Below are 19,746 nucleotides of genomic sequence, written 5' to 3'. Positions count from 1 at the left end.
TACTGCTTCCTGACAATTGGTGAAAACCAGTGAAGCGAACTTGGAATTCTCCTACGACTCGCAATATCGTGCAGAAGTTGCCCGCAAAACAGGAAATATTGTCAATTTTGGTACGACTGAGCCGATAAAACCGGGCCGGACCAGCGATTGTTCCCAAACCGAAAACAATCTGCTGCGCTGCAGCTTGCACTGTCTTTTTTGTTCGAACAGATGCAACGGTCGTTCCGGCGTTGCGGAAATCGAAAGGATCGCAATTAGCGTGGCCCAAAAGAAAAAGCCGCCCAAGGGCGGCTTTTCATGCTGAGTGGGCACTCACATAGTCAAGTCGTGAGCTTTTCCTCGAGCGCCCGCTTGGCTTCGCTTAGCGCCGGCGGCAGACCGTGTTGCAGTGTGTCAAACAGCTTCGTGTGCAACACGAGCTCATCGCGCCATGCAGCGGCGTCCACGGAAATCACCTGCTCGAACTGTTCGCGGGTGAAGTTCAGACCGCTCCAGTCGATGTCCCCATAGTGCGGCGAAATGCCGAACGCATGCTCTTCGCCCTGCGCGGTGCCTTCGATGCGACCGACCATCCAGCTCAGCACGCGCATGTTCTCGCCAAAGCCGGGCCACACGAACTTGCCGTCCGGACCCTTGCGGAACCAGTTGACGCAGAAGATTTTCGGCAGCTTCGCGCTCAGCTGCTGCAGACGCTCGCCGGTCTTCAGCCAATGGCTGAAATAGTCGCTCATGTTGTAGCCGCAGAACGGCAGCATCGCGAACGGATCCCGGCGCACCACGCCCTGCTGGCCAGCGGCCGCGGCGGTGGTTTCGGAGCCCATCGTCGCGGCCATGTAGACGCCCTCGACCCAATTGCGCGCCTCGGTCACGAGCGGCACGGTGGTCGAGCGACGGCCGCCGAAGATGAACGCGTCGATGGCGACGCCGGCCGGGTTTTCCCAGTCCGTATCGATCGACGGGCACTGCGAAGCCGGCGCCGTGAAGCGCGCATTCGGATGCGCCGCCTTGCGGCCGGTTTCCTTTGCGTCGGCCGGCGTCCAGTCCTTACCCTGCCAGTCGATCAGGTGCGCGGGCGGCTCGTCCGTCATGCCTTCCCACCAGACGTCGTCGTCGTCGGTCAGCGCGACGTTCGTGAAGATCACGTTTTCCTTCAACGTGGCGAGCGCGTTGTAGTTGGTCTTTTCGCTCGTGCCCGGCGCAACGCCGAAGTAGCCGGCTTCCGGATTGATCGCGTACAGGCGGCCGTCCTTGCCCGGCTTGATCCACGCGATATCGTCGCCGATCGTCGAGATTTTCCAGCCGTTCAGGCCGGCCGGCGGGATCAGCATCGCAAAGTTGGTCTTGCCGCACGCCGACGGGAACGCCGCCGCCACATGATGCTTGCGCCCTTCGGGCGACGTGACGCCGAGGATCAGCATGTGTTCGGCGAGCCAGCCCTCGTCGCGGCCCATCGTCGATGCGATGCGCAGCGCGAAGCACTTCTTGCCGAGCAACGCGTTGCCGCCATAACCCGAGCCAAAGCTCCAGATCTCGCGCGATTCGGGGAAATGCACGATGTACTTGGTCTTGTTGCAAGGCCAAGACACGTCCTGCTCGCCCGCCGCAAGCGGTGCGCCGACCGAATGTACGCACGGCACGAACTGGCCGTCCTCGCCGAGCACGTCATACACCTTGCGGCCCATGCGCGTCATGATGCGCATGTTGGTCACGACGTACGGGCTGTCGCTCAACTCGACGCCGATGTGCGCGATCGGCGAGCCGAGCGGACCCATCGAAAACGGCACCACGTACATCGTGCGGCCGCGCATCGCGCCGTCGAACAGGCCGTCGAGCGTGGCGCGCATTTCGGCCGGAGCGATCCAGTTGTTGGTGGGGCCGGCGTCCTCGGCGCGCTGCGAGCAGATGAAGGTGCGATCTTCGACGCGCGCGACGTCGGACGGATCGGACCAGGCGAGATAGGAATTGGGACGCTTGGCGGGATTGAGTTTCTTCAGGGTTCCGGCTTCAACCATCTGCGCGCACAGGCGGTCATATTCTTCCTGCGAGCCGTCGCACCAGACCACTTGGTCGGGCTTGGTCAGCGCTGCGACGCGCTGGACCCAGTCGATCAGCTTACGGTGTTTGACCCATGTGGGCGCCTCGATAGTGGGGTGCCCTTCGAACGAGGGAAGATTCATCGACTTGTCTCCGTTTGAAGCAAAGAAAAACGGTACAAGCCCTGGGACGCTGCATGCGAGAGGCATTGAATTCATCACGCCGACGTGCCAACTTCCGACTGCCGGCGCATGATTGCGCAGATCGTCCCGGGCCACACAGCTTGCCAGGCGGAGGCCCGCTTTCTACAAGGCTTCTGCAACCTTGTGTAAAGCGGCTTGCCTCAACACGCAACAAACTGCTAAAAACGTTCTCAATTCGCCTTCACGTAGCGTTGCCGTTCTTTTTTAGTGCGGCAACTTCTACGGTAGGGCATCTAGCCAGACCAGCGTGTGACCTAAGTCACATGATGGGACAGTCAGCATAACATTCGGTTCGCACCAGCCGGGTGCGCCGCAAATTACATACCATGAAGATTGCCATCCTCGACGATTACCAGGACGCCGTTCGCAAGCTCGACTGCTTTCAATTGCTGGCCGACCAGGAAGTCAAAGTATTCAACAATACCGTGCGCGGTCTCGGACAACTTGCGAGCCGTCTTGCGGAAGTCGACGCCCTCGTCCTGATCCGCGAACGTACGCGCATCACGTCGCAATTGCTCGATAAGCTGCCGCGTTTGCGCATGATCAGTCAGACTGGCAAAGTGGCGAGCCACATCGATCTGGCGGCCTGTACCGAGCGCGGCATTGCCGTGCTCGAAGGCACTGGTTCGCCGGTCGCGCCGGCCGAACTGACGTGGGCACTCATAATGGCCGCCCAACGTCGTATTCCGCAATACGTGGCAAACCTTAAGCAGGGCGCCTGGCAGCAGTCGGGGCTGAAGACGTCGGCGCTGCCGCCGAACTTCGGTTTGGGGCAAGTGCTGCGCGGACAGACGCTGGGAATTTGGGGCTACGGCAAGATCGGCCGGCTGCTCGCTGGGTACGGCAAGGCGTTCGGCATGAACGTGCTGATCTGGGGCCGCGAGCATTCGCGCGAAGCCGCTCGCGCCGATGGCTACGGCGTCGCAGCGAGTCGTGAGGAACTGTTCGAGACCAGCGATGTGTTGTCGCTGCATCTGCGTCTGCACGACGACACGCGTGGCATCGTCAAGCAGGACGATCTGATGCGCATGAAGCCGACCGCGCTGCTCGTGAACACGAGCCGCGCCGAGCTGCTCGAAGAGAATGCGCTGGTCAACGCGCTGTCGCACAACCGTCCGGGGATGGTCGCGATCGACGTCTACGAGAGCGAGCCGATCCTGCAGGGCTACAGCCTGCTGCGCATGGAAAACGTGATCTGCACGCCGCACATCGGCTACGTGGAGCGCGAGAGCTACGAGCTGTATTTTTCGGCGGCGTTCAAGAACATCCTCGCGTTCGACGCTGGCGATACCGCCAGTGTCGCGAATCCGGAAGCCCTGCAGGGCGGGCGTCGGCGGTAATTATGGGGTGATGGCCGGCGGGTCAGGTGTGTCCCGCCCCGCCCTGCCGCATTCACTCACCGCGCTTCGTGCGCTCCCGCCTCCATCAATGCAGGGATGCGTTCAAGAAAGACCTCGCCGTCGGCTCGGCCAAGGTTATAGGCGTGCACCATCTGCGATGGACTCGTGTAATCCCAGCTCGAAATCGGCACTTTGCGCGACGGCTGCACATAAAGCCGTTGCTGCACGCCGTGCGGCACGACGAACATCTGCGGCCGCGGATAAAGACGCGTCACCATCACGAGCACGTTGCCGGGGGTGTCGGCATCTAGTGCGCCGACCGGCACGTTATCGACCATGCCGCCGTCCAGCACCGGCCGGCCGTTGCGCCGCAGAACCGGCGTGAACGGCGGTGTACTCGACGATTGCAGGATCAGGTCCGCCAACTCGTCGACGCTCGCGCAATCCTGCGCACGCACGAATTCAGGATGAAAGCCGAGCGTCCGACCGAGCGTCGGATGCAGCGTCTTGCGCAGATATTTTTCGATGTTGTACGCGACCAGTCCCGCCGCGACCGCGCTTCGCGCGCCGAGCCAGCGCGGCAGATGCGACACGCCGATGCGGATCTCCGGCGCCTGTGCGAGCCTGGAAAACTTGTCGCCGTAGATATCGAGCAGCGCCTGCCGGTAGATCCGGTAATGCGGGAACACCGACTCGCCGCGCAACAGGTTGCCCCAGTAGGCGTTGCGCGTGTTGTGGCGCAGCGCGTCCTCGTAATAGCGCATGACCCAGTCGGAATCGCCGCGTGTGTAGATCATGCACGCGGTGGCCGCGCCGGCCGAAATGCCGGTGATCACGCGCGGACGGATGTCGAGCCGCGGCTGCACGACGTCCCAGAAACCCGCCTGCCACCAACAGCGGTTGCCGCCACCGGCGAAAACGACCTGATCGAACATGCTGCTTTTCCTTGCTTTCCTTTGCTCTTGCTACGGGCGGATTGTGTGGCCAGCCGGCTCCGGTCCGGCAGGCGTTCACCCGAGCAGCGCGTAAGTCGTGGTGGCATGAACGGCCATGTTGCCACCTTCGTCGAACAGTTCGACTTCGCCGAACACGAGATTGCGGCCCATGCGCAGCACGCGCGCCTTGATCAGCACATCGCCCTTGCGGACCGCGCGCATGAAGTTGATGTTCAGCGAGACCGTGCTCATCGGCTTGAAGCCGCCGAGCGCGGCGGTGATGGCGACGACCATCGCCGTATCCGCGGCCGCCATGAACACCTGGCCGCTGATCATGCCGCCCGAGTGACGCCACTCGCCAGAGAACGGCAGACGCAGCGTGGCGCTCTCCTCGTCGACCTTGATCGGCGTCAGCGTGAGCGCCCGGACCCATGGCGCGAGAACTCGGTCGAGCAATTGGGTAATCTCTTTGTCGTCCATGGGAATCCCGGTCGAAAGCCTCAATGCTGCATGCGGCGTAGTGTCCGCGACATGATACCGGCCGCGTTGGACGCGACGATGTTTTCTGGACTGCGGCTTTGTCGAGGGAACGCTCAAGTTGGGGCGATACGATTTTTTTAATAAAACTGCGAATAGGGCTTGGCAATCTCAAAAAGATCCTGCATAATTTCGCTTCTGTTGGGGCGTTAGCTCAGTTGGTAGAGCAGCGGACTCTTAATCCGTAGGTCGAGTGTTCGAGTCACTCACGCCCCACCACCAGATTCAAGCAAAAAGCCCGGTCACCGACCGGGCTTTTTGCGTTCTAGGCGCGGTTATATCGACGATGCCCCCATTCAATCAGCATAATTTCTCGACTTACCCTCAAGTTTCTCAAACAGCAGCCGACATTCACATGCCCTTCCTTTCCTCACATGAATGGAGAGGCGGGCATCTACAAGAAATAAATTCCAATGATTGGCCAGCGTGCAGCAGAGGACCGTAGTGATCTGCTGCAGAAACACAGGGGAAGTTATGAAGTTGAACAAACTTGCACTTACGGCAGTTCTTCTGGCTTCGGTCGGCACAAGCAGCTTGCTGACGGGCTGTGCGGCCACCCAGGTTGCGATCAGCAAGCGCGACCTCGATGTCCAGACCAAGATGTCGGACACGATCTTCCTGGACCCGGTCGCCGATTCGAAGAAGACGGTATTCGTGCAAATCCGCAATACCTCCGACAAGCCTGACTTCGACATCGCGGCCGAAGTGAAAGCGGCCGTCTCGGACAAGGGATACCGCATCGTCGGGGACCCCGAACACGCGCAGTACATTCTTCAGGCGAACATCCTGCAGGTCGGCAAGGTGGCTCCGTCCGCAGCCCAGCAAGCATTTGGCGGATATGGCGCCCCTCTTGGCGGTGCCTTTCTTGGCGCAGCCACTGCGGCATCGCTTGGTAGCACGCGTGCGGCGCCGATCGCTGGCGCGGCCCTCGCTGGCGGTTTGATCGAACTGGTCGCCAACGCGGCGGTTAAAGACGTGTACTACACCGCCATTACGGACGTGCAAATCAAGGAGCGCCAGCGCAATGGTGTAGCGAGCCGCGAAGACTCCACACACAATCTGCGCCAAGGCAGCAGTGGCGGCACGACCGTAACGTACAGCGAAGATACGAACTATCGTACGTATCAGACTCGTATCCTGAGCGTCGCCAACAAGGTGAATCTCGAGTTCGCTGAAGCCGCGCCGCCGCTGCGTAGTGGGCTGGTGCGCGTGATTGCTGGTCCGTTCTAAGTCGTCGACCGTTAGCGTCAGTTAGCACGACGCGGAAATTTAAAAAGGGTTGCACGCGAAGGCGTCGCAACCCTTTTTCATTTCCGGCGCACAACCATCACGAGCGACCGGTCACCCAACTCCCATCTGCGCGACCATGTTCCGGCCACCGGCCTTGGCCGTATACAACGCCTCATCGGCCGCCCGAACGACGGCGCCCACATCCGTCACCCGATCCGGACGAGACGTGGTCGCGCCGATGCTGACCGTCACCCGACCGAATTCGCAGCCCACGTGCGCGATGCCCAGCTCGCCGATCGCAGCGCGGATTTTCTCGCCGACCACCCCGGCGCCGGTCACGTCGGTATCCGGCAGCACCACGACGAACTCCTCGCCGCCGTATCGGCCGACGCAATCGCCCGGCCGCTGGATCACCCCGCGGATGCAGCGCGCGACCGCGGTCAGCGCGACGTCGCCGGCCTGGTGACCATACGTATCGTTGTAGGCTTTGAAGTGATCGATATCGACGAATAGCAGCGACAACACGCTGCCGGTGCGGCGCGCGCGCAGCCATTCGCGGTCGAGCGTTTCGCACAGTGCGCGGCGATTAGGCAAGCCGGTGAGGCCATCCGTGCCGGCAAGTCGTTCGAGCTCGTGCTCCACCCGCTGTCGTCGCCGCAACTCTGCGCCGAGCCACGCCGCCAACACGATCACGCCGATCCCCAGAATCAGCATCAGCGAACCGATCGTCAGCGCGCGCTTCCACCATCCCGCGTAGATATCGGCAGTCGAATCGGCGACCAGCACGATCAGCGGCAATTGCGGAATCCGTCTGAACGAGTAGAGGCGCTCGACGCCATCGAGCGGCGAAGGCGCGATAAAGCTGCGCTCGTCTTTCGCGAGCAGCCGCTGGAAGAACTCCGTCTTGCTGATATCGGTGCCAGTTACGTCTCGATCGTCGGGCCGTCGCACGATGATCTTGCCGTCCGTTCTGACGATCGATACCGAGCCGTGCTGCCCTATCCGCAAGTCAGCGAACAGGCTCGCGAAATACTCCTGATCGATACCGAGCGCGACGATTCCCGCAAACGATCCATCCGGCCGCGACAGTCGCCGGCTCAGCGCGATGCTGCGCGAACCGGGTCTGAGTCTCGAGTTATACGGCGCGCTGACATAGAGCCCGAAGTTCGGATCTTCGCGATGAATCGTGAAGTACTGGCGGTCAGAGAGATTTCCCCTGCGCGGCACGTCGTTTTCCGAATCGATCACGACGTTGCCCGCTGCGTCGAGCACTACCATCGCGCCGACGTATTGCCCGGTCGCCGCGCGATCGAACAGGATCTCGCGCCACAACCGCGGCGAATCGAGCACGCCCGGACGGCCGAGGCCATCGGCGACGGCCTGCAGCGACAGCGAATACAACTCGAAATTGCGCGCGATGTCGCGCTGGGTGATCGTCGCGACATCGCGCGTCGAATCCAGTGCACGCGCGATCGCATCCTCGCGGCTCTGATACAGCGTATAGCCGCACAACGAGAGCATTGCCAGCACCACGCCGCATCCGGCATAGATGACGCCATCGCGCGGCACCCGCCATCGGCGCGCCCGTGCGATCAGCACGCGAAACCGGTCCTTTCTTCTGTGGATCATGTGCTCTGCGTTCCCAACGGCGGGAGTCAGTTTGTCGAAGTGCTCACTACGCTTCCGGTTTGTTGGGACAGAACACCCAGCAGATAGCGAATCCTCCCGCTATCTTCGTCGGACAGGTCGTTCAGGTGCCAGCATTCGAGATCACGCAGGTTGTCGCGCAATCGCTTGAACGAGCGCTGCGTCGCATCGACGATCGGCCAGACGTGCAGCAGATACGCGAGCGGAATCACGCATCTGCGCTCGCACCAGCCGTCGAATAACGCGAGACAAAGCTCGTTCAATTCGTCCGCAATTTTCTGCCTGCTCACATGGGGACCCACATGCACTCCCTTTATCCATTCGACTGGTCGTTTCCAGCAGAAACGGACCAGCCTATTGATACTGATGCAAAGCATTCACCGCGCGCCCGATGCATTTAACTTTTTGCGCGTCAGTCGTTAAGCCCTGTATCGCTGGTTTTTCGAGGTCTCGACCTGTTTATCGGGCCGAATACTTGCACGCTGCATAGGGACATATCATAGCTATCGATCGGTACCATTTGCCTAATAATTCAGAAATTAATTTTGGGGTAACTTTGCGCGTAATTACTTCTAAATTCAAACGCGTGTTCGTTATCCAATCACCGCGTCGTCGGATTATGTTTGGGTTTCGAATGGGGGCAATTTCCTTCAATACATGCCCTTAGCGTCTCGTTACCGTTGAGCGTCGCAATTCTTTCGCACACTCACGTTTCGAGGCATCCAATGACCGCATTACTCTCGATGGCCGCGTTCGCGCTCGCCAGTTCCATTTCTCCCGGCCCGGTCAACGTCGTCGCGCTGAGCGCCGGCGCACAGCACGGGCTCGCCGCGAGTCTGCGGTACGTCACTGGCGCGACGGTCGGCTTCACGTTGCTGCTTCTGTTGATCGGCCTTGGCCTGCACGAATTGCTCGCGCGCTTTCCCAATCTGATCGAGATCGTCAAATGGGCGGGCGTGGGCTTTCTGCTCTATATGGCCTACAAGCTCAGCATCGATAACGGCCAGCTCGGCGCGGACAAGCCGGCGCGCGGGCCGTCGTTCGCGCACGGCGCGGCGATGCAATGGCTCAATCCGAAGGCGTGGCTCGCATCGCTGGCCGGCATGGGCGCATATGCGGCAGGCGGCGACGGCGGGCTCGTCTGGCAATTCGCGGCGCTGTACTTCGTGATCTGCTATCTGTCGATCGCGAGCTGGGCCTATGCCGGCACGTTTTTGCGCAGGCATCTGCGTGAGGCGAAGCGAGTCCGCGTGTTCAATCGCGTGATGGCCGCGCTGCTCGCGCTCAGTGCGATTTATCTGCTCGTGGAGTGACGCGAGTCGCGCCTGCTTGCCGACGCGGCTTCACCACGCCGCGTCACGCCTAGCTGCGATATTGCCCCGGCGTAGCTGCCACCAGCCGCTTGAAGGTTCGCTGCAAATGCGCCTGATCGGCGAAGCCGGCATCGAGCGCGACATCGGCGATCGGCGCGCCGCGCCGCAATTGCGCGCGACTGTACTGGATGCGTCGATTGATCAGATACGCGTGCGGCGTCATGCCGTAGCGCAGTTTGAACGCGCGGATCAGATGCGAAGCGGACAGCCCGGCGGCTGCGCACACGTCGTCGAGTTTCAGCGCGCGCGTGCAGTTTTCGGCGATGTACTCCGCGGCACGCGCGAGCTGGACGCTCGCGGCACGCTCGGGCAAGCTCGCCGGATTGAGCGTTTGCTGCACGTTGGAGAAGAAAGTGATGGCCGCGCTTTCCTTGCGCAGCGTGTCGATGTCGTCGTGGTTGCCGGTGAGAATCGCGCTGAGCCGGTTGAGGCCGTCGAACAGCGCGGCGTCGAGCGTCATGATCTGCGAAAATGCGCGGAACGCATGGTTCTCGTTGAAGCCCAGCTCGTGCTGCAGTTTCGCGAACCACGCAACGTCGACGTGCAGCATCCGATACGACCAGCGCTCGCCGGCGACCGGGTTGCACGCGTGCACATCGTCGGGGTTCATCAGCACGACGGCGCCCGCGCCGATCCATTCTCGCGCGTGGCGATTCAGATACACGCTGCGGCCGCCCGTCACCGCGCCGATCGAAAACGTTTCGTGCGAATGTTTGGCGTAGCAGACCTTGCGGCCATCGTCGATGGAACGCGCTTCGATGAACGGCAGCGCGTCGCTACGCCAGAAACGCGGTGCGTCTGCGCCTTTTGCGCGTGCGGTGTTCGCAGCGCCTGCCGCTTCGATCGTCTCGCTCATGCGCGCTCTCCGGTTGATCCGCCGACTTCGCCGTTGTCTGCGACTTCGCGAAGCCTACGTATCCTAGCCGTCAAACGCACGACCAACAAGCGAGCGCGCGACGCCGCCCGCAAACGGCGCCGCCGGCCGAACGCGACGCGGTTACTTCGCGCTGACGTCGATATTGCCGAGATATTTCGCGGCGAGCGTCTTTACCGTGCCATCGGCTTGCACCTTCGCGATCGCGGCGTTCAACTGATTGCGCAGCGCGGTATCGCCCTTGCGAATGCCGTATGCGATGCCGCTGCCAAGAATCTTGTCGTCACGCACCGGCTGACCGACGAACGCATAGCCTTTGCCCTCGGGCTTCGACAGAAAGCCCGTTTGTCCGGCCGGCGCGAGTACCAGCGTGCCATCGAGACGGCCCGCGGTCAGATCGGTATAGACCTGGTTCTGATCCTGATACGGCAGCACGGTCACGCCGGCCGGTTCCCAATGCACCTTCGCGAAGGTCTCCTGAATCGAGCCTTGCAGCACGCCGATGCGCTTGCCCTTCAGCGACTCAGGCGTCGGCTGCAGACCGCTGTCGCTGCGTGCGATCAGCTGCGACGGCACGCGATAGACGACGGTCGTGAAATCGATCGCCTGGCGGCGCTGTTCGGTCGCGTTCATCGCCGAATTGATCGCGTCGAACTTGCGACCCTGCAGCGCCGGAATCAGGCCGTCGAACGAGGTTTCGACCCACTTGCACGTCATATGCGCGGCCGCGCAGACCGCGTTGCCCACGTCGATATCGAGCCCTTGCAGTTCGCCGTTCGGCCCTTTCGATTCGAACGGCGGGTACTGCGCTTCGAGGCCGAAACGCAGCGTCGCGGTATCGGCGGCGCTGGCGGCCGACCACGTTGCGAGCGACGCGCCGGCACAGGCCAGCGCCAACAAGCACTTGAGAATTTTCATAACGCCTCCCTTCTTTCTCCGAATACCTTGATCACTTCGATACCTGAAGTGTGCTCTCGCGCACTCAGATTTCACACAGGCGCCGCGCGCCTTCGAGCAGCGTCGCGTCGTCCTTCGAGAAACTCAGGCGAATCAGCCCCGAATCCGTGCCGTCGGTGTAGAACGCAGACAACGGAATCGTCGCGACGCGCGCATCGCGGATCAGGCGCAGCACGAAATCGCTGTCGCTCTCATCGGAGAAGCCGCGGAACCGGGCGAGCATAAAGAAACTGCCTTCGCTCGGCAACAGCTCGAAGCGCGATTCGCGCAGTGCATGCGCGAGCAGATCGCGCTTCTTCTGATAGAAGTCGGACAGGCCGAGGTAGCTGTCGCGATTGGCGAGCGCGTCGACGAACGCGTATTGCATCGGCGTATCGGCGGAGAACACCATGAACTGATGGACCTTGCGGATTTCGTCCATCAGCGCGGCGGGCGCGAGGCAATAGCCGACCCGCCAGCCGGTCACGTGATACGACTTGCCGAACGACGACACGATCACGCTGCGCTCCGCGAGTTCGCGATGGCGCGCCATGCTCTGATGCTTCGCGCCGTCGAACACCACGTGCTCGTAGACCTCGTCGGACAGAATCACGATGTCGGTGTTGCGCGTGAGCGCCTTCAGCCGCTCGATATCGGCGTCGCTGAAAATCGTCGCGGTCGGATTGTGCGGCGTGTTGACGATGATCATGCGCGTCTTCGGCGTGATCGCCGCGGCGACTTCGTCCCAGTTCACGCGGAAGCGATCGAGCGACAGCTTGATCGCGACCGGCTTCGCGCCCTGCAGGCGCATGATCGGGCCGTAGCTGTCGAACGACGGCTCGAAGTAGATCACTTCGTCGCCCGGATGCACGAGCGCGCTGATCGTCGAGTAGAGCCCTTCGCTCGCGCTCGCGAGCACCGTCACTTCGCTGGCGGGGTCGTAGCGCACGCCGTACAGCGTTTCGACCTTGTCGGCGAGCGTTTCACGCAGCGCGACGATGCCGGCCATCGGCGCGTACTGGTTGTGACCGGCGCGCATCGCCTGCGCGACGCCGTCCACGAGCTTCGGGTCCGGCGCAAAATTCGGCGCGCCCTGCGACAGGTTCAATGCATCGTGCTGCGCGGCCAGCTGGCCGATCACGGTAAAAATGGTGGTGCCGACGTCCGGCAGTTTCGAGCGGGCTTGCATGGCGCTCTGCATAAGACTTTCTCCCTTTCTTCAGCCGCTGGCGGCCGCGCGAAACGGCGGCGGCGGAGCGTTCCTTCCAGTGCGGTGATTAGGCATCAGCCAAAGAATGGTCACAATCGAAACTTTGTCATGCGTGGCATGCGTTTTCGTCATGGGTCGCGGTTGGCCGCTGCGCGCCCGGGAAGTCAGCGGATCGTGATTTGTGGGGAGGCGGTGGCGAATGCCGGAAACCGCGTAGGTATGAAGGAATGTGATGCTGAGCGGTTTGCTTACAAGAACGGCCGCAGACGCGGCCGTTCTCGAGTTATCGGACTTTCAAGGAAAGCTGGCGCTTCGTGAATCAGGCTTCGTCCATCAGACGGACCTTGACCTTGCGCCCCTTCAGCTTGCCCGCGCTGAGCCGGCGCACCGCCTCGCGCGCGATGCTGCGCTCCACCGCGACATAGGTCGACATGTCGGTGACGTTGATCTTGCCGATCTGCGAGCCCGCGAAACCGGCGTCGCCGGTCAGCGCGCCGAGCACGTCGCCGGGACGGATCTTGTCCTTGCGGCCGCCGAGGATCTGCAGCGTTTCCATCGGCGGCAGCAGCGGTTCGTTGCTGGCCGCCTTCAGCTCGTCCAGCTTGTGCCATTCGACGTCGCGCTTGTGCGCCTGCTCGATCCCGCCGACACGCCCCATCTCGTCCATGCTCGCGAGACTCAGCGCCCAGCCTTCCTGATCGGCGCGGCCCGTGCGGCCGATGCGGTGCGTGTGCACTTCCGGGTCCGGCGTCACGTCGACGTTGATCACCGCTTCCAGTTGCGCGATGTCGAGGCCGCGCGCGGCGACGTCGGTCGCGACGAGCACTGAGCAGCTGCGGTTCGCGAACTGGATCAGCACCTGATCGCGCTCGCGCTGATCGAGTTCGCCATGCAGCGCGAGCGCATGAAAGCCTTGCGCGCGCAGGACGTCGAGCAGATCGCGGCACTGCTGCTTCGTGTTGCAGAACGCGATCGTGCTGACCGGACGGTAGTGGTTCAGCAGCAGGCCGACCGCGTGCAGTCGCTCGTCTTCGGTCACCTCGTAGAAGCGCTGACGGATCTTGCTGTCGTCGTGCCGCTCGGCGAGTTTGACTTCCTTCGGGTTTCGCAGGAATTGCTGGCTCAGCTTCGCGATGCCCTCCGGGTACGTCGCCGAAAACAGCAGCGTTTGCCGCTCTTTCGGGCATTGCCGCGCGACCTTCGCGATGTCGTCGAAGAAACCCATGTCGAGCATGCGGTCGGCTTCGTCGAGCACGAGCGTGTTCAGCGCTTGCAGCACGAGCGTGCCGCGTTCGAGGTGATCCATGATGCGGCCCGGCGTGCCGACCACGACGTGCGCGCCGTGTTCGAGGCTCGCGGTCTGCGGACGCATCGGCGTGCCGCCGCACAAGGTCAGCACCTTGATGTTTTCTTCCGCACGCGCGAGTCGGCGGATTTCCTGCGTGACCTGATCGGCGAGTTCGCGCGTCGGGCATAGCACCATTGCCTGCGTGTCGAACTTGCGCGCGTCGAGACGCGCGAGCAGCGCCAGCGAGAACGCCGCGGTCTTGCCGCTGCCGGTTTTCGCCTGGGCGATCAGATCATGGCCGCCGAGCGCGATCGGCAGACTGGCGGCCTGGATCGGCGTCATTTCGACGTAGCCGAGCTGCGTCAGATTCGCGAGCGTCGCGGGCGGTAGCGGCAGCTCGCTGAATGCGGCGCCGGCGGGGGTGGGACTGTTCATAGGGTCGTCTGTAGGAATCGCGATTACTCGGCCATCGGGCCTTGATCCGGGCGGCCCGGCAGCTGCTCGTACAGCACCTCGCCGTCGTCGCCGTCGAAACGCTCGACGTAGTTGCGCGCGCCGCACAGCGGGCAGCGGAACAGGAGCCCCTGGCCTTCGTTCTTGATGACGACGTCGGATTGCTCCCACTGCGCGCCGCAGGACTGGTTTCTACAGGTGAACACGTTGATTCTCCAACTGGATTCGATGATCGATCGGCTAGGTCGCACGCGCGGCCTTGCCGTGTATGGGGTGGTTGCGCCGGCGCTGCGTCGTGATGCGACAGCGTCGTTCGAAGGCCGGCGCGGCGTCAGCCGAGGTGCGTATGCCGCGGACGCGCCACGGCCACATCCATGTCGGTCAGGCCGTGCACGATGCCGCAGTCTTCGACCGGATGCTCGCCGTGGCATTGATCGCGCAATGTGGACAGTTGCGCTTTCAGCTGCTGCAGTTCTTCGATGCGCGTGTCGACGTGCGCGACGTGCTCGTCGATCAGCGCATGCATACCGCCGCAGCCGTTCGTCGGCGCGTCGGTCAGACGCAGCAATGCGCGGATTTCGTCGTGGGTCATGTCGAGCGCGCGGCAATTGCGGATGAAGCGCAGGCGCTCGACATGCTTTGCCGTGTAACTGCGGTAATTGGCTTCAGTGCGCTCCGCCTCGGGCAGCAGGCGCTCTTTCTCGTAGAAACGGATCGTTTCCGTCGTGCAATGGGCGATTTTCGCCAGTTCGCCGATTTTCATGACCCCCTCCTCCACGCGGCCTTGACCTTGTAGTGGCTTCAAGGTGTTTACTAGACCACAAATCGCACGAGGAAGCCACCAATGCCTGATACCAGCCGTATTGCCACGGACCGTCCGGAACTGGACGAAGCCGGTACGCACGGGGGTTGCGGCGACGTTGATGCGGGCCACGATCATGCTCATGGCAGGGGCGCGGGTGACGGGTGCGGGCATGCGCATGGCGGTGAACATGCCTGTGGCGCCGACGTGGGCGGCGGTCATCGGCATGAAGGACATGATCATCACGATGGTCACGATCATGAGCACGGCCATGCCCATGATCACGCTGCTGGCGCTTGCTGCGCCTCTTCCACCGCGTTCGCGCCGGCGTCGCTGCGGCTGCCGCCTTCCGAAGCTGTCGGCGACGATCTGCGCACCGCAATCCGCATCCTGCAGATGGACTGCCCGACCGAGGAAGCGCTGATCCGCAAGAAGCTCGACCGCATGCCCGCTGTGCGAGGCACGCACTTCAACCTGATGCAGCGCGTGCTGACCGTGGTCCACGCGCCGGAGGCGCTCGAATCGGTTCTCGCCGCGCTGCGCTCGCTCGACTTCACGCCCGAACTCGCAAGCGACGCCGGCAGCGGTGCGAACGCCAACGCGGCACCCCAACCGATTACGGATGCCATGCGCAAGCCATGGTGGCCCCTGATCGTCGCCGGCATCGTCGCGGGGGCCTCAGAAGCCGCTGGCTGGCTCGGCGCGCCCACCTGGGTCGTGGCGGGTATGGCGATCGTCGCCATCGTCTCGTGCGGCCTCACGACGTATCGAAAGGGCTGGATCGCGCTGCGCAACGGCAACATGAACATCAATGCGCTGATGAGCATCGCCGTCACCGGCGCGGCTTTGCTCGGTCAGTGGCCCGAAGCGGCGATGGTGATGGTGCTGTTCACGATCGCCGAGCTCATTGAAGCGCGCTCGCTCGACCGCGCGCGCAACGCGATCGAAGGACTCATGCGGCTTACGCCCGACGAAGCCAGCGTGCAGCAGCCCGATGGCGCCTGGCAGTTCGTTCGCGTCGACACGGTCGTGCCGGGGACGCTCGTGCGCGTGAAGCCGGGCGAGCGGATCGCGCTCGACGGCGAAATCGTCGCGGGCCGCTCGAGCGTCGATCAGGCGCCGATCACCGGCGAGAGCCTTCCCATCGACAAAGCGACCGGCGACGCCGTGTTCGCCGGCACGATCAACCAGGCGGGCTCGTTCGACTATCGCGTGACGGCGGCCGCCGGCAATACCACGCTCGCGCGCATCATCCACGCGGTCGAGGAGGCGCAGGGCACGAAGGCGCCGACACAGCGCTTCGTCGATGAATTCGGGCGCGTCTATACGCCGATCGTGTTCGCGATTGCGCTCGCCGTTGCGCTGATACCGCCGATCGTATTCGGTGGGGCGTGGCACGCGTGGGTGTACAAGGCGCTGGTGCTGCTCGTGATCGCGTGTCCGTGCGCGCTCGTGATCTCGACGCCGGTGACGATCGTCAGCGGGCTTGCGGCCGCGGCGCGCAAGGGGATTCTGATCAAGGGCGGCGTTTACCTCGAACAGGGGCGCAAGCTGACCCGGCTCGCGCTCGATAAGACCGGGACCATTACGCATGGCAAGCCGGTGCAGACGGAGTTCGAGGTGGTTGGCGATACGGGTGAAACGTTGCGATACCGCACGCTTGCGGCAAGTCTCGCGGGCCGCTCCGATCATCCGGTTTCGATCGCGATTGCTGCTGCCGCAAATGACGACGGCGTCGAACACCTACACGTCGATGCGTTCGAAGCGATCGCTGGACGCGGCGTGCGCGGTGATATCGACGGTATCGGGTACTGGCTCGGCAATCATCGCTTGGTCGAAGAACTGGGCCGCTGCTCGCCGCAACTCGAAGCGCGTCTCGATGCGCTCGAACGGCAGGGCAAAACCGTTGTGATGTTCGCCGACGCGCAGCGCGTGCTCGCGCTGTTTGCGGTGGCCGACACGGTGAAGGACACGAGCCGCGCCGCCGTCGCCGAATTGCGGCGGCTCGGCGTCGGCACCGCGATGCTGACCGGCGACAACCGACACACCGCCGAGGCGATCGCGCAGCAAGTCGGCGTCGATGAAGCGCGCGGCGATCAGTTGCCCGAGGACAAACTCGGCGCGATCGCGCAATGGTCCAGCGATGGCGCGACGGTCGGCATGGTCGGTGATGGCATCAACGATGCGCCCGCGCTCGCGCGCGCCGACATCGGCTTCGCGATGGGTGCGATGGGAACCGACACCGCGATCGAGACCGCCGACGTCGCGCTGATGGACGACGATCTGCGCAAGATTCCGGCGTTCATCCGGCTGTCGAAAGCGACGTACGCGGTGCTGGTGCAGAACATCTCGCTCGCGCTGGGCATCAAGAGCATGTTTCTCGTGCTGACGTTGATGGGCTTCGGCACGATGTGGATGGCGGTGTTTGCCGATGTCGGTGCGAGCTTGCTGGTGGTCGGGAATGGGTTGAGGTTGTTGCGCAAGTGAGTGGGCGTGCGAGGTTTACGCTCGTTGCGACCTCTACGTTGAACCGTCGCTCACGGCTGGTTGCGTCGACGCGCTTGCCAGCAGCTCATCGCTGTCGTCTTTCAGACCCACTCCCGTGAGCCTCAGCGTTCTCGCCTGCGTGAGCAGATAGTGCAGCTTGTGCGCGGCCTGGGGATAGTCGAGCCCTTCGGGGCGCACGTTCGAAATGCAGTTGCGCTGCGCGTCGCTGCAACCCACTTTCGGCGCGTACGTGATGTAGATGCCGAGGCTATCCGGCGAACTCAACCCCGGCCGCTCGCCGATCAGCATCACGACGATTTTCGCGTCGAGCAATTCGCCGATCTCGTCGCCGAGTGCGACACGTGCCTGACGCGCGACCACCACGGGACCGATGGTCCAATCGGTGAGCTTCGGATGTATTGCTTGCAGCAACGGTACAGCCTGCTTCGACGCGGCAAACGCCGATAGGCCATCACCGATCACGAACAGTACATCGTTCGATTGCGTTGGCAGGCGCGCAAGCGTCGTGCGACTCTCATCCGACAGACGCCGCCCAAGATCAGGTCGCCTCAAATAATGCTCGCGATCCGGCGCGGCGCTATGCACATCGAGCGTGTTGAAGCCTTGTTCCTGTAGTTGCGCGTGCAGCGCGTCCGCATCGAGCGGATGATGCACGGCGTCGCGTGCCTGCGCATGCGCGAGATTGAACGCGAGCAATGGCGCGGTCGGCAGGCTGTTACCGGCTCGGCCCAACGCGATGCGTGCCTGCGTAAACCGACGCAGCGCGTTCCACGGGTCCTTGTCGAGTGCATCGTTCTCGCTCATGCGATCCCCATCCAGTCGCGTGCGCCTTCGAGCAGCGGTTGCCGCGCCGATCCGCCGATCAACGCGCCGCGTTCGTCGATGATCTGCATCGACTCCAGCCATTCCTCGAATTCAGGCGCGCGCCGTAGACCGAGCACATCGCGCACGTACAGCGCGTCGTGAAACGACGTGCTCTGATAGTTGAGCATCACGTCGTCCGCACCCGGCACGCCCATGATGAAATTGATGCCCGCGACGCCGAGCAGCGTCAGCAAGTTGTCCATGTCGTCCTGATCCGCTTCCGCGTGATTCGTGTAGCAGATGTCGCAACCCATCGGCACGCCGAGCAGCTTGCCGCAGAAGTGATCCTCGAGACCCGCGCGCGTGATCTGCTTGCCATCGTACAGATACTCGGGGCCGATGAAACCGACCACCGTGTTCACCAGGAACGGCTCGAACTTGCGCGCGACCGCATAGGCGCGCGCCTCGCAGGTCTGCTGGTCGACGCCGAAATGCGCATCGGCCGATAACGCGCTGCCTTGCCCCGTTTCGAAGTACATCAGATTGCTGCCGACGGTGCCGCGTTGCAGCGACAACCCCGCGTCGTACGCTTCCTGCAGTAGCGCGAGCGAGATGCCGAAGCTCGTGTTCGCTTTCTCGGTGCCGGCGATCGACTGGAACACCAGATCGACCGGCGCGCCTTTTTCGATCGCGGCGATTGTGCTCGTCACGTGCGTCAGCACGCATGATTGCGTCGGGACCTGATAGCGCTGGCGGAAGTCGTCGATCATCTGGAGCAGTTTTGTAATCGCGGCGAGGTTGTCGCTGGCGGGGTTGATGCCGATCAGGGCGTCGCCGCAGCCGTACATCAGGCCGTCGAGCATCGAGGCGGCGATGCCTTTGACGTCGTCGGTTGGGTGATTAGGCTGCAGGCGTACGGACATGCGGCCGGGTAAACCTACCGTGTTGCGAAAACGGGTGATGACCGGGCGTTTACGTGCTGCGGTGATCAGGTCCTGGTTGCGCATCAGTTTCGAGACGGCTGCGACCATTTCTGGTGTGAGGCCTTGGGTGATGCGGGTGAGTGCGTCAGTTTCGGTTGCGGTGCTCAGCAGCCAGTTGCGGAAGTCGCCTACCGTCAGGTGAGAGATTTCGGCGAAGGCTTGGGCCGAGTGATCGTCGATGATCAGGCGGGTAACTTCGTCGGTTTCGTAAGGGATCAGCGGGTCGTTCAGGAAGGTGCGCAGCGGTACTTGTGCTAGCGCCATTTTGGCCGCGACCCGTTCTTCTTCGCTTGCTGCCGCAATGCCTGCGAGCTGGTCGCCCGAGCGTTGCGGGCTCGCTTTTGCGAGCAGGGTTTTCAGATCGGCGAAGCGGTACGTGCGACTGCCGATCGACTCCGTGTAGCTCATGTTTGCGGCTCCATCGCTTCGCGCGGACGCGGGTAGGAATGGGAACGGCGGTTCGATGCTGCGGGTTGCTTGCTGCTTGCTGCTTGCTACTGGTGGGACGTATTACACGATAGCGCCAAATTGGGGCAGCGTCACGTTGCGGGGTTGGTGCTGATTACCGGTGCTGCGTCGGTCACTCCCG

18 protein-coding genes and 1 tRNA gene are annotated in these 19,746 nt (G+C 62.8%); 6 read left to right on the top strand and 13 right to left on the bottom strand.

The annotated features are described in order from the left end of the window. Positions 1–19: 19 nt before the first annotated feature. Positions 20–304: a hypothetical protein gene (locus QFZ94_RS30865; RefSeq protein WP_429461558.1), complete on the top strand. Its 285-nt coding sequence runs from the start codon at positions 20–22 to the stop codon at positions 302–304. A 16-nt stretch (positions 305–320) separates the two neighbouring features. On the opposite strand, the gene QFZ94_RS30860 is transcribed toward QFZ94_RS30865, so the two are convergent. Beyond that, a complete protein-coding gene (locus QFZ94_RS30860) occupies positions 321–2,177 on the bottom strand; it encodes a phosphoenolpyruvate carboxykinase (GTP) (protein WP_429461556.1) in 1,857 nt (618 codons plus the stop codon). Between the two features lie 386 nt (positions 2,178–2,563). On the opposite strand from QFZ94_RS30860, the gene QFZ94_RS30855 reads away from it, so the two are divergent. Further along, positions 2,564–3,577: a D-2-hydroxyacid dehydrogenase family protein gene (locus QFZ94_RS30855; RefSeq protein WP_176109845.1), complete on the top strand. Its 1,014-nt coding sequence runs from the start codon at positions 2,564–2,566 to the stop codon at positions 3,575–3,577. 56 nt (positions 3,578–3,633) lie between these two features. Here the strand turns inward: QFZ94_RS30855 and QFZ94_RS30850 are convergent, their stop codons facing one another. Continuing rightward, positions 3,634–4,512 carry a patatin-like phospholipase family protein gene (locus tag QFZ94_RS30850; protein WP_368587352.1) on the bottom strand — a complete coding sequence of 293 codons (879 nt, stop codon included), beginning with the start codon at positions 4,510–4,512 and terminating at the stop codon, positions 3,634–3,636. Positions 4,513–4,587: 75 nt separating this feature from the next. Next, positions 4,588–4,992, bottom strand: a complete 405-nt coding sequence (locus QFZ94_RS30845; protein ID WP_429461553.1) for a PaaI family thioesterase — start codon at positions 4,990–4,992, stop codon at positions 4,588–4,590. A gap of 200 nt (positions 4,993–5,192) precedes the next feature. On the opposite strand from QFZ94_RS30845, the gene QFZ94_RS30840 reads away from it, so the two are divergent. Then, positions 5,193–5,268, top strand: a tRNA-Lys gene (locus tag QFZ94_RS30840). A 207-nt stretch (positions 5,269–5,475) separates the two neighbouring features. Further along, entirely contained in the window at positions 5,476–6,279 is an 804-nt protein-coding gene (locus tag QFZ94_RS30835; protein ID WP_429461551.1) for a complement resistance protein TraT, read from the top strand. 111 nt (positions 6,280–6,390) lie between these two features. Here QFZ94_RS30835 and QFZ94_RS30830 read toward each other — a convergent pair whose 3' ends face one another. Then, positions 6,391–7,908, bottom strand: a complete 1,518-nt coding sequence (locus tag QFZ94_RS30830; RefSeq protein WP_429461549.1) for a sensor domain-containing diguanylate cyclase — start codon at positions 7,906–7,908, stop codon at positions 6,391–6,393. Positions 7,909–7,934: 26 nt separating this feature from the next. Beyond that, on the bottom strand, positions 7,935–8,189 hold the full coding sequence (locus tag QFZ94_RS30825; protein ID WP_429461547.1) for a hypothetical protein: 255 nt from the start codon (positions 8,187–8,189) through the stop codon (positions 7,935–7,937). Between the two features lie 462 nt (positions 8,190–8,651). Here QFZ94_RS30825 and QFZ94_RS30820 point away from each other — a divergent pair, with 462 nt between their 5' ends. Continuing rightward, on the top strand, positions 8,652–9,239 hold the full coding sequence (locus tag QFZ94_RS30820) for a LysE family translocator (RefSeq protein WP_429461545.1): 588 nt from the start codon (positions 8,652–8,654) through the stop codon (positions 9,237–9,239). A gap of 49 nt (positions 9,240–9,288) precedes the next feature. Here QFZ94_RS30820 and QFZ94_RS30815 read toward each other — a convergent pair whose 3' ends face one another. From QFZ94_RS30815 to cadR, 6 genes are all read right to left on the bottom strand, one after another. Further along, complete coding sequence (locus tag QFZ94_RS30815) at positions 9,289–10,155, bottom strand: AraC family transcriptional regulator (protein ID WP_429461543.1); 867 nt, start codon at positions 10,153–10,155, stop codon at positions 9,289–9,291. 141 nt (positions 10,156–10,296) lie between these two features. Further along, complete coding sequence (locus QFZ94_RS30810; RefSeq protein WP_429461541.1) at positions 10,297–11,091, bottom strand: ABC transporter substrate-binding protein; 795 nt, start codon at positions 11,089–11,091, stop codon at positions 10,297–10,299. A gap of 64 nt (positions 11,092–11,155) precedes the next feature. Then, positions 11,156–12,310: a pyridoxal phosphate-dependent aminotransferase gene (locus tag QFZ94_RS30805; protein WP_429461539.1), complete on the bottom strand. Its 1,155-nt coding sequence runs from the start codon at positions 12,308–12,310 to the stop codon at positions 11,156–11,158. A 328-nt stretch (positions 12,311–12,638) separates the two neighbouring features. Continuing rightward, positions 12,639–14,042 (bottom strand): ATP-dependent RNA helicase DbpA, encoded by a 1,404-nt coding sequence (gene dbpA, locus QFZ94_RS30800; protein WP_410852488.1) that lies wholly within the window; start codon positions 14,040–14,042, stop codon positions 12,639–12,641. Positions 14,043–14,065: 23 nt separating this feature from the next. Next, the gene (locus tag QFZ94_RS30795) at positions 14,066–14,266 is read right to left on the bottom strand and encodes a hypothetical protein (RefSeq protein WP_008918000.1); all 201 of its coding nucleotides are present in this window, start codon (positions 14,264–14,266) and stop codon (positions 14,066–14,068) included. Positions 14,267–14,391: 125 nt separating this feature from the next. Continuing rightward, positions 14,392–14,823: a Cd(II)/Pb(II)-responsive transcriptional regulator gene (gene cadR / locus QFZ94_RS30790; RefSeq protein WP_429461536.1), complete on the bottom strand. Its 432-nt coding sequence runs from the start codon at positions 14,821–14,823 to the stop codon at positions 14,392–14,394. Between the two features lie 81 nt (positions 14,824–14,904). Here cadR and QFZ94_RS30785 point away from each other — a divergent pair, with 81 nt between their 5' ends. After that, positions 14,905–17,349: a heavy metal translocating P-type ATPase gene (locus QFZ94_RS30785; RefSeq protein WP_429461534.1), complete on the top strand. Its 2,445-nt coding sequence runs from the start codon at positions 14,905–14,907 to the stop codon at positions 17,347–17,349. Positions 17,350–17,382: 33 nt separating this feature from the next. On the opposite strand, the gene eutC is transcribed toward QFZ94_RS30785, so the two are convergent. Next, positions 17,383–18,174: an ethanolamine ammonia-lyase subunit EutC gene (eutC, locus tag QFZ94_RS30780; RefSeq protein ID WP_368587343.1), complete on the bottom strand. Its 792-nt coding sequence runs from the start codon at positions 18,172–18,174 to the stop codon at positions 17,383–17,385. Then, the gene (locus QFZ94_RS30775) at positions 18,171–19,565 is read right to left on the bottom strand and encodes an ethanolamine ammonia-lyase subunit EutB (protein WP_429461531.1); all 1,395 of its coding nucleotides are present in this window, start codon (positions 19,563–19,565) and stop codon (positions 18,171–18,173) included. The genes eutC and QFZ94_RS30775 overlap by 4 nt, the downstream gene beginning before the upstream one ends. Positions 19,566–19,746 lie beyond the last annotated feature (181 nt).

Source organism: Paraburkholderia sp. JPY465 (genome assembly GCF_050436725.1).
Lineage (GTDB): Bacteria > Pseudomonadota > Gammaproteobacteria > Burkholderiales > Burkholderiaceae > Paraburkholderia > Paraburkholderia youngii.
Note: the sequence above shows the minus strand (reverse complement) of the source record. Positions and strands in the feature narration are given on the sequence as shown.

Excerpts from the sequence above, each read along its gene's own strand:
- QFZ94_RS30805 (WP_429461539.1), bottom strand. The coding sequence starts at position 12,310 with ATGCAGAGCGCCATGCAAGCCCGCTCGAAACTGCCGGACGTCGGCACC.
- QFZ94_RS30830 (WP_429461549.1), bottom strand. The coding sequence starts at position 7,908 with ATGATCCACAGAAGAAAGGACCGGTTTCGCGTGCTGATCGCACGGGCG.
- QFZ94_RS30845 (WP_429461553.1), bottom strand. The coding sequence starts at position 4,992 with ATGGACGACAAAGAGATTACCCAATTGCTCGACCGAGTTCTCGCGCCA.
- QFZ94_RS30860 (WP_429461556.1), bottom strand. The coding sequence starts at position 2,177 with ATGAATCTTCCCTCGTTCGAAGGGCACCCCACTATCGAGGCGCCCACA.
- QFZ94_RS30855 (WP_176109845.1), top strand. The coding sequence starts at position 2,564 with ATGAAGATTGCCATCCTCGACGATTACCAGGACGCCGTTCGCAAGCTC.
- QFZ94_RS30850 (WP_368587352.1), bottom strand. The coding sequence starts at position 4,512 with ATGTTCGATCAGGTCGTTTTCGCCGGTGGCGGCAACCGCTGTTGGTGG.
- QFZ94_RS30820 (WP_429461545.1), top strand. The coding sequence starts at position 8,652 with ATGACCGCATTACTCTCGATGGCCGCGTTCGCGCTCGCCAGTTCCATT.
- QFZ94_RS30810 (WP_429461541.1), bottom strand. The coding sequence starts at position 11,091 with ATGAAAATTCTCAAGTGCTTGTTGGCGCTGGCCTGTGCCGGCGCGTCG.
- eutC (WP_368587343.1), bottom strand. The coding sequence starts at position 18,174 with ATGAGCGAGAACGATGCACTCGACAAGGACCCGTGGAACGCGCTGCGT.
- QFZ94_RS30815 (WP_429461543.1), bottom strand. The coding sequence starts at position 10,155 with ATGAGCGAGACGATCGAAGCGGCAGGCGCTGCGAACACCGCACGCGCA.
- QFZ94_RS30785 (WP_429461534.1), top strand. The coding sequence starts at position 14,905 with ATGCCTGATACCAGCCGTATTGCCACGGACCGTCCGGAACTGGACGAA.
- dbpA (WP_410852488.1), bottom strand. The coding sequence starts at position 14,042 with ATGAACAGTCCCACCCCCGCCGGCGCCGCATTCAGCGAGCTGCCGCTA.
- QFZ94_RS30775 (WP_429461531.1), bottom strand. The coding sequence starts at position 19,565 with ATGAGCTACACGGAGTCGATCGGCAGTCGCACGTACCGCTTCGCCGAT.
- cadR (WP_429461536.1), bottom strand. The coding sequence starts at position 14,823 with ATGAAAATCGGCGAACTGGCGAAAATCGCCCATTGCACGACGGAAACG.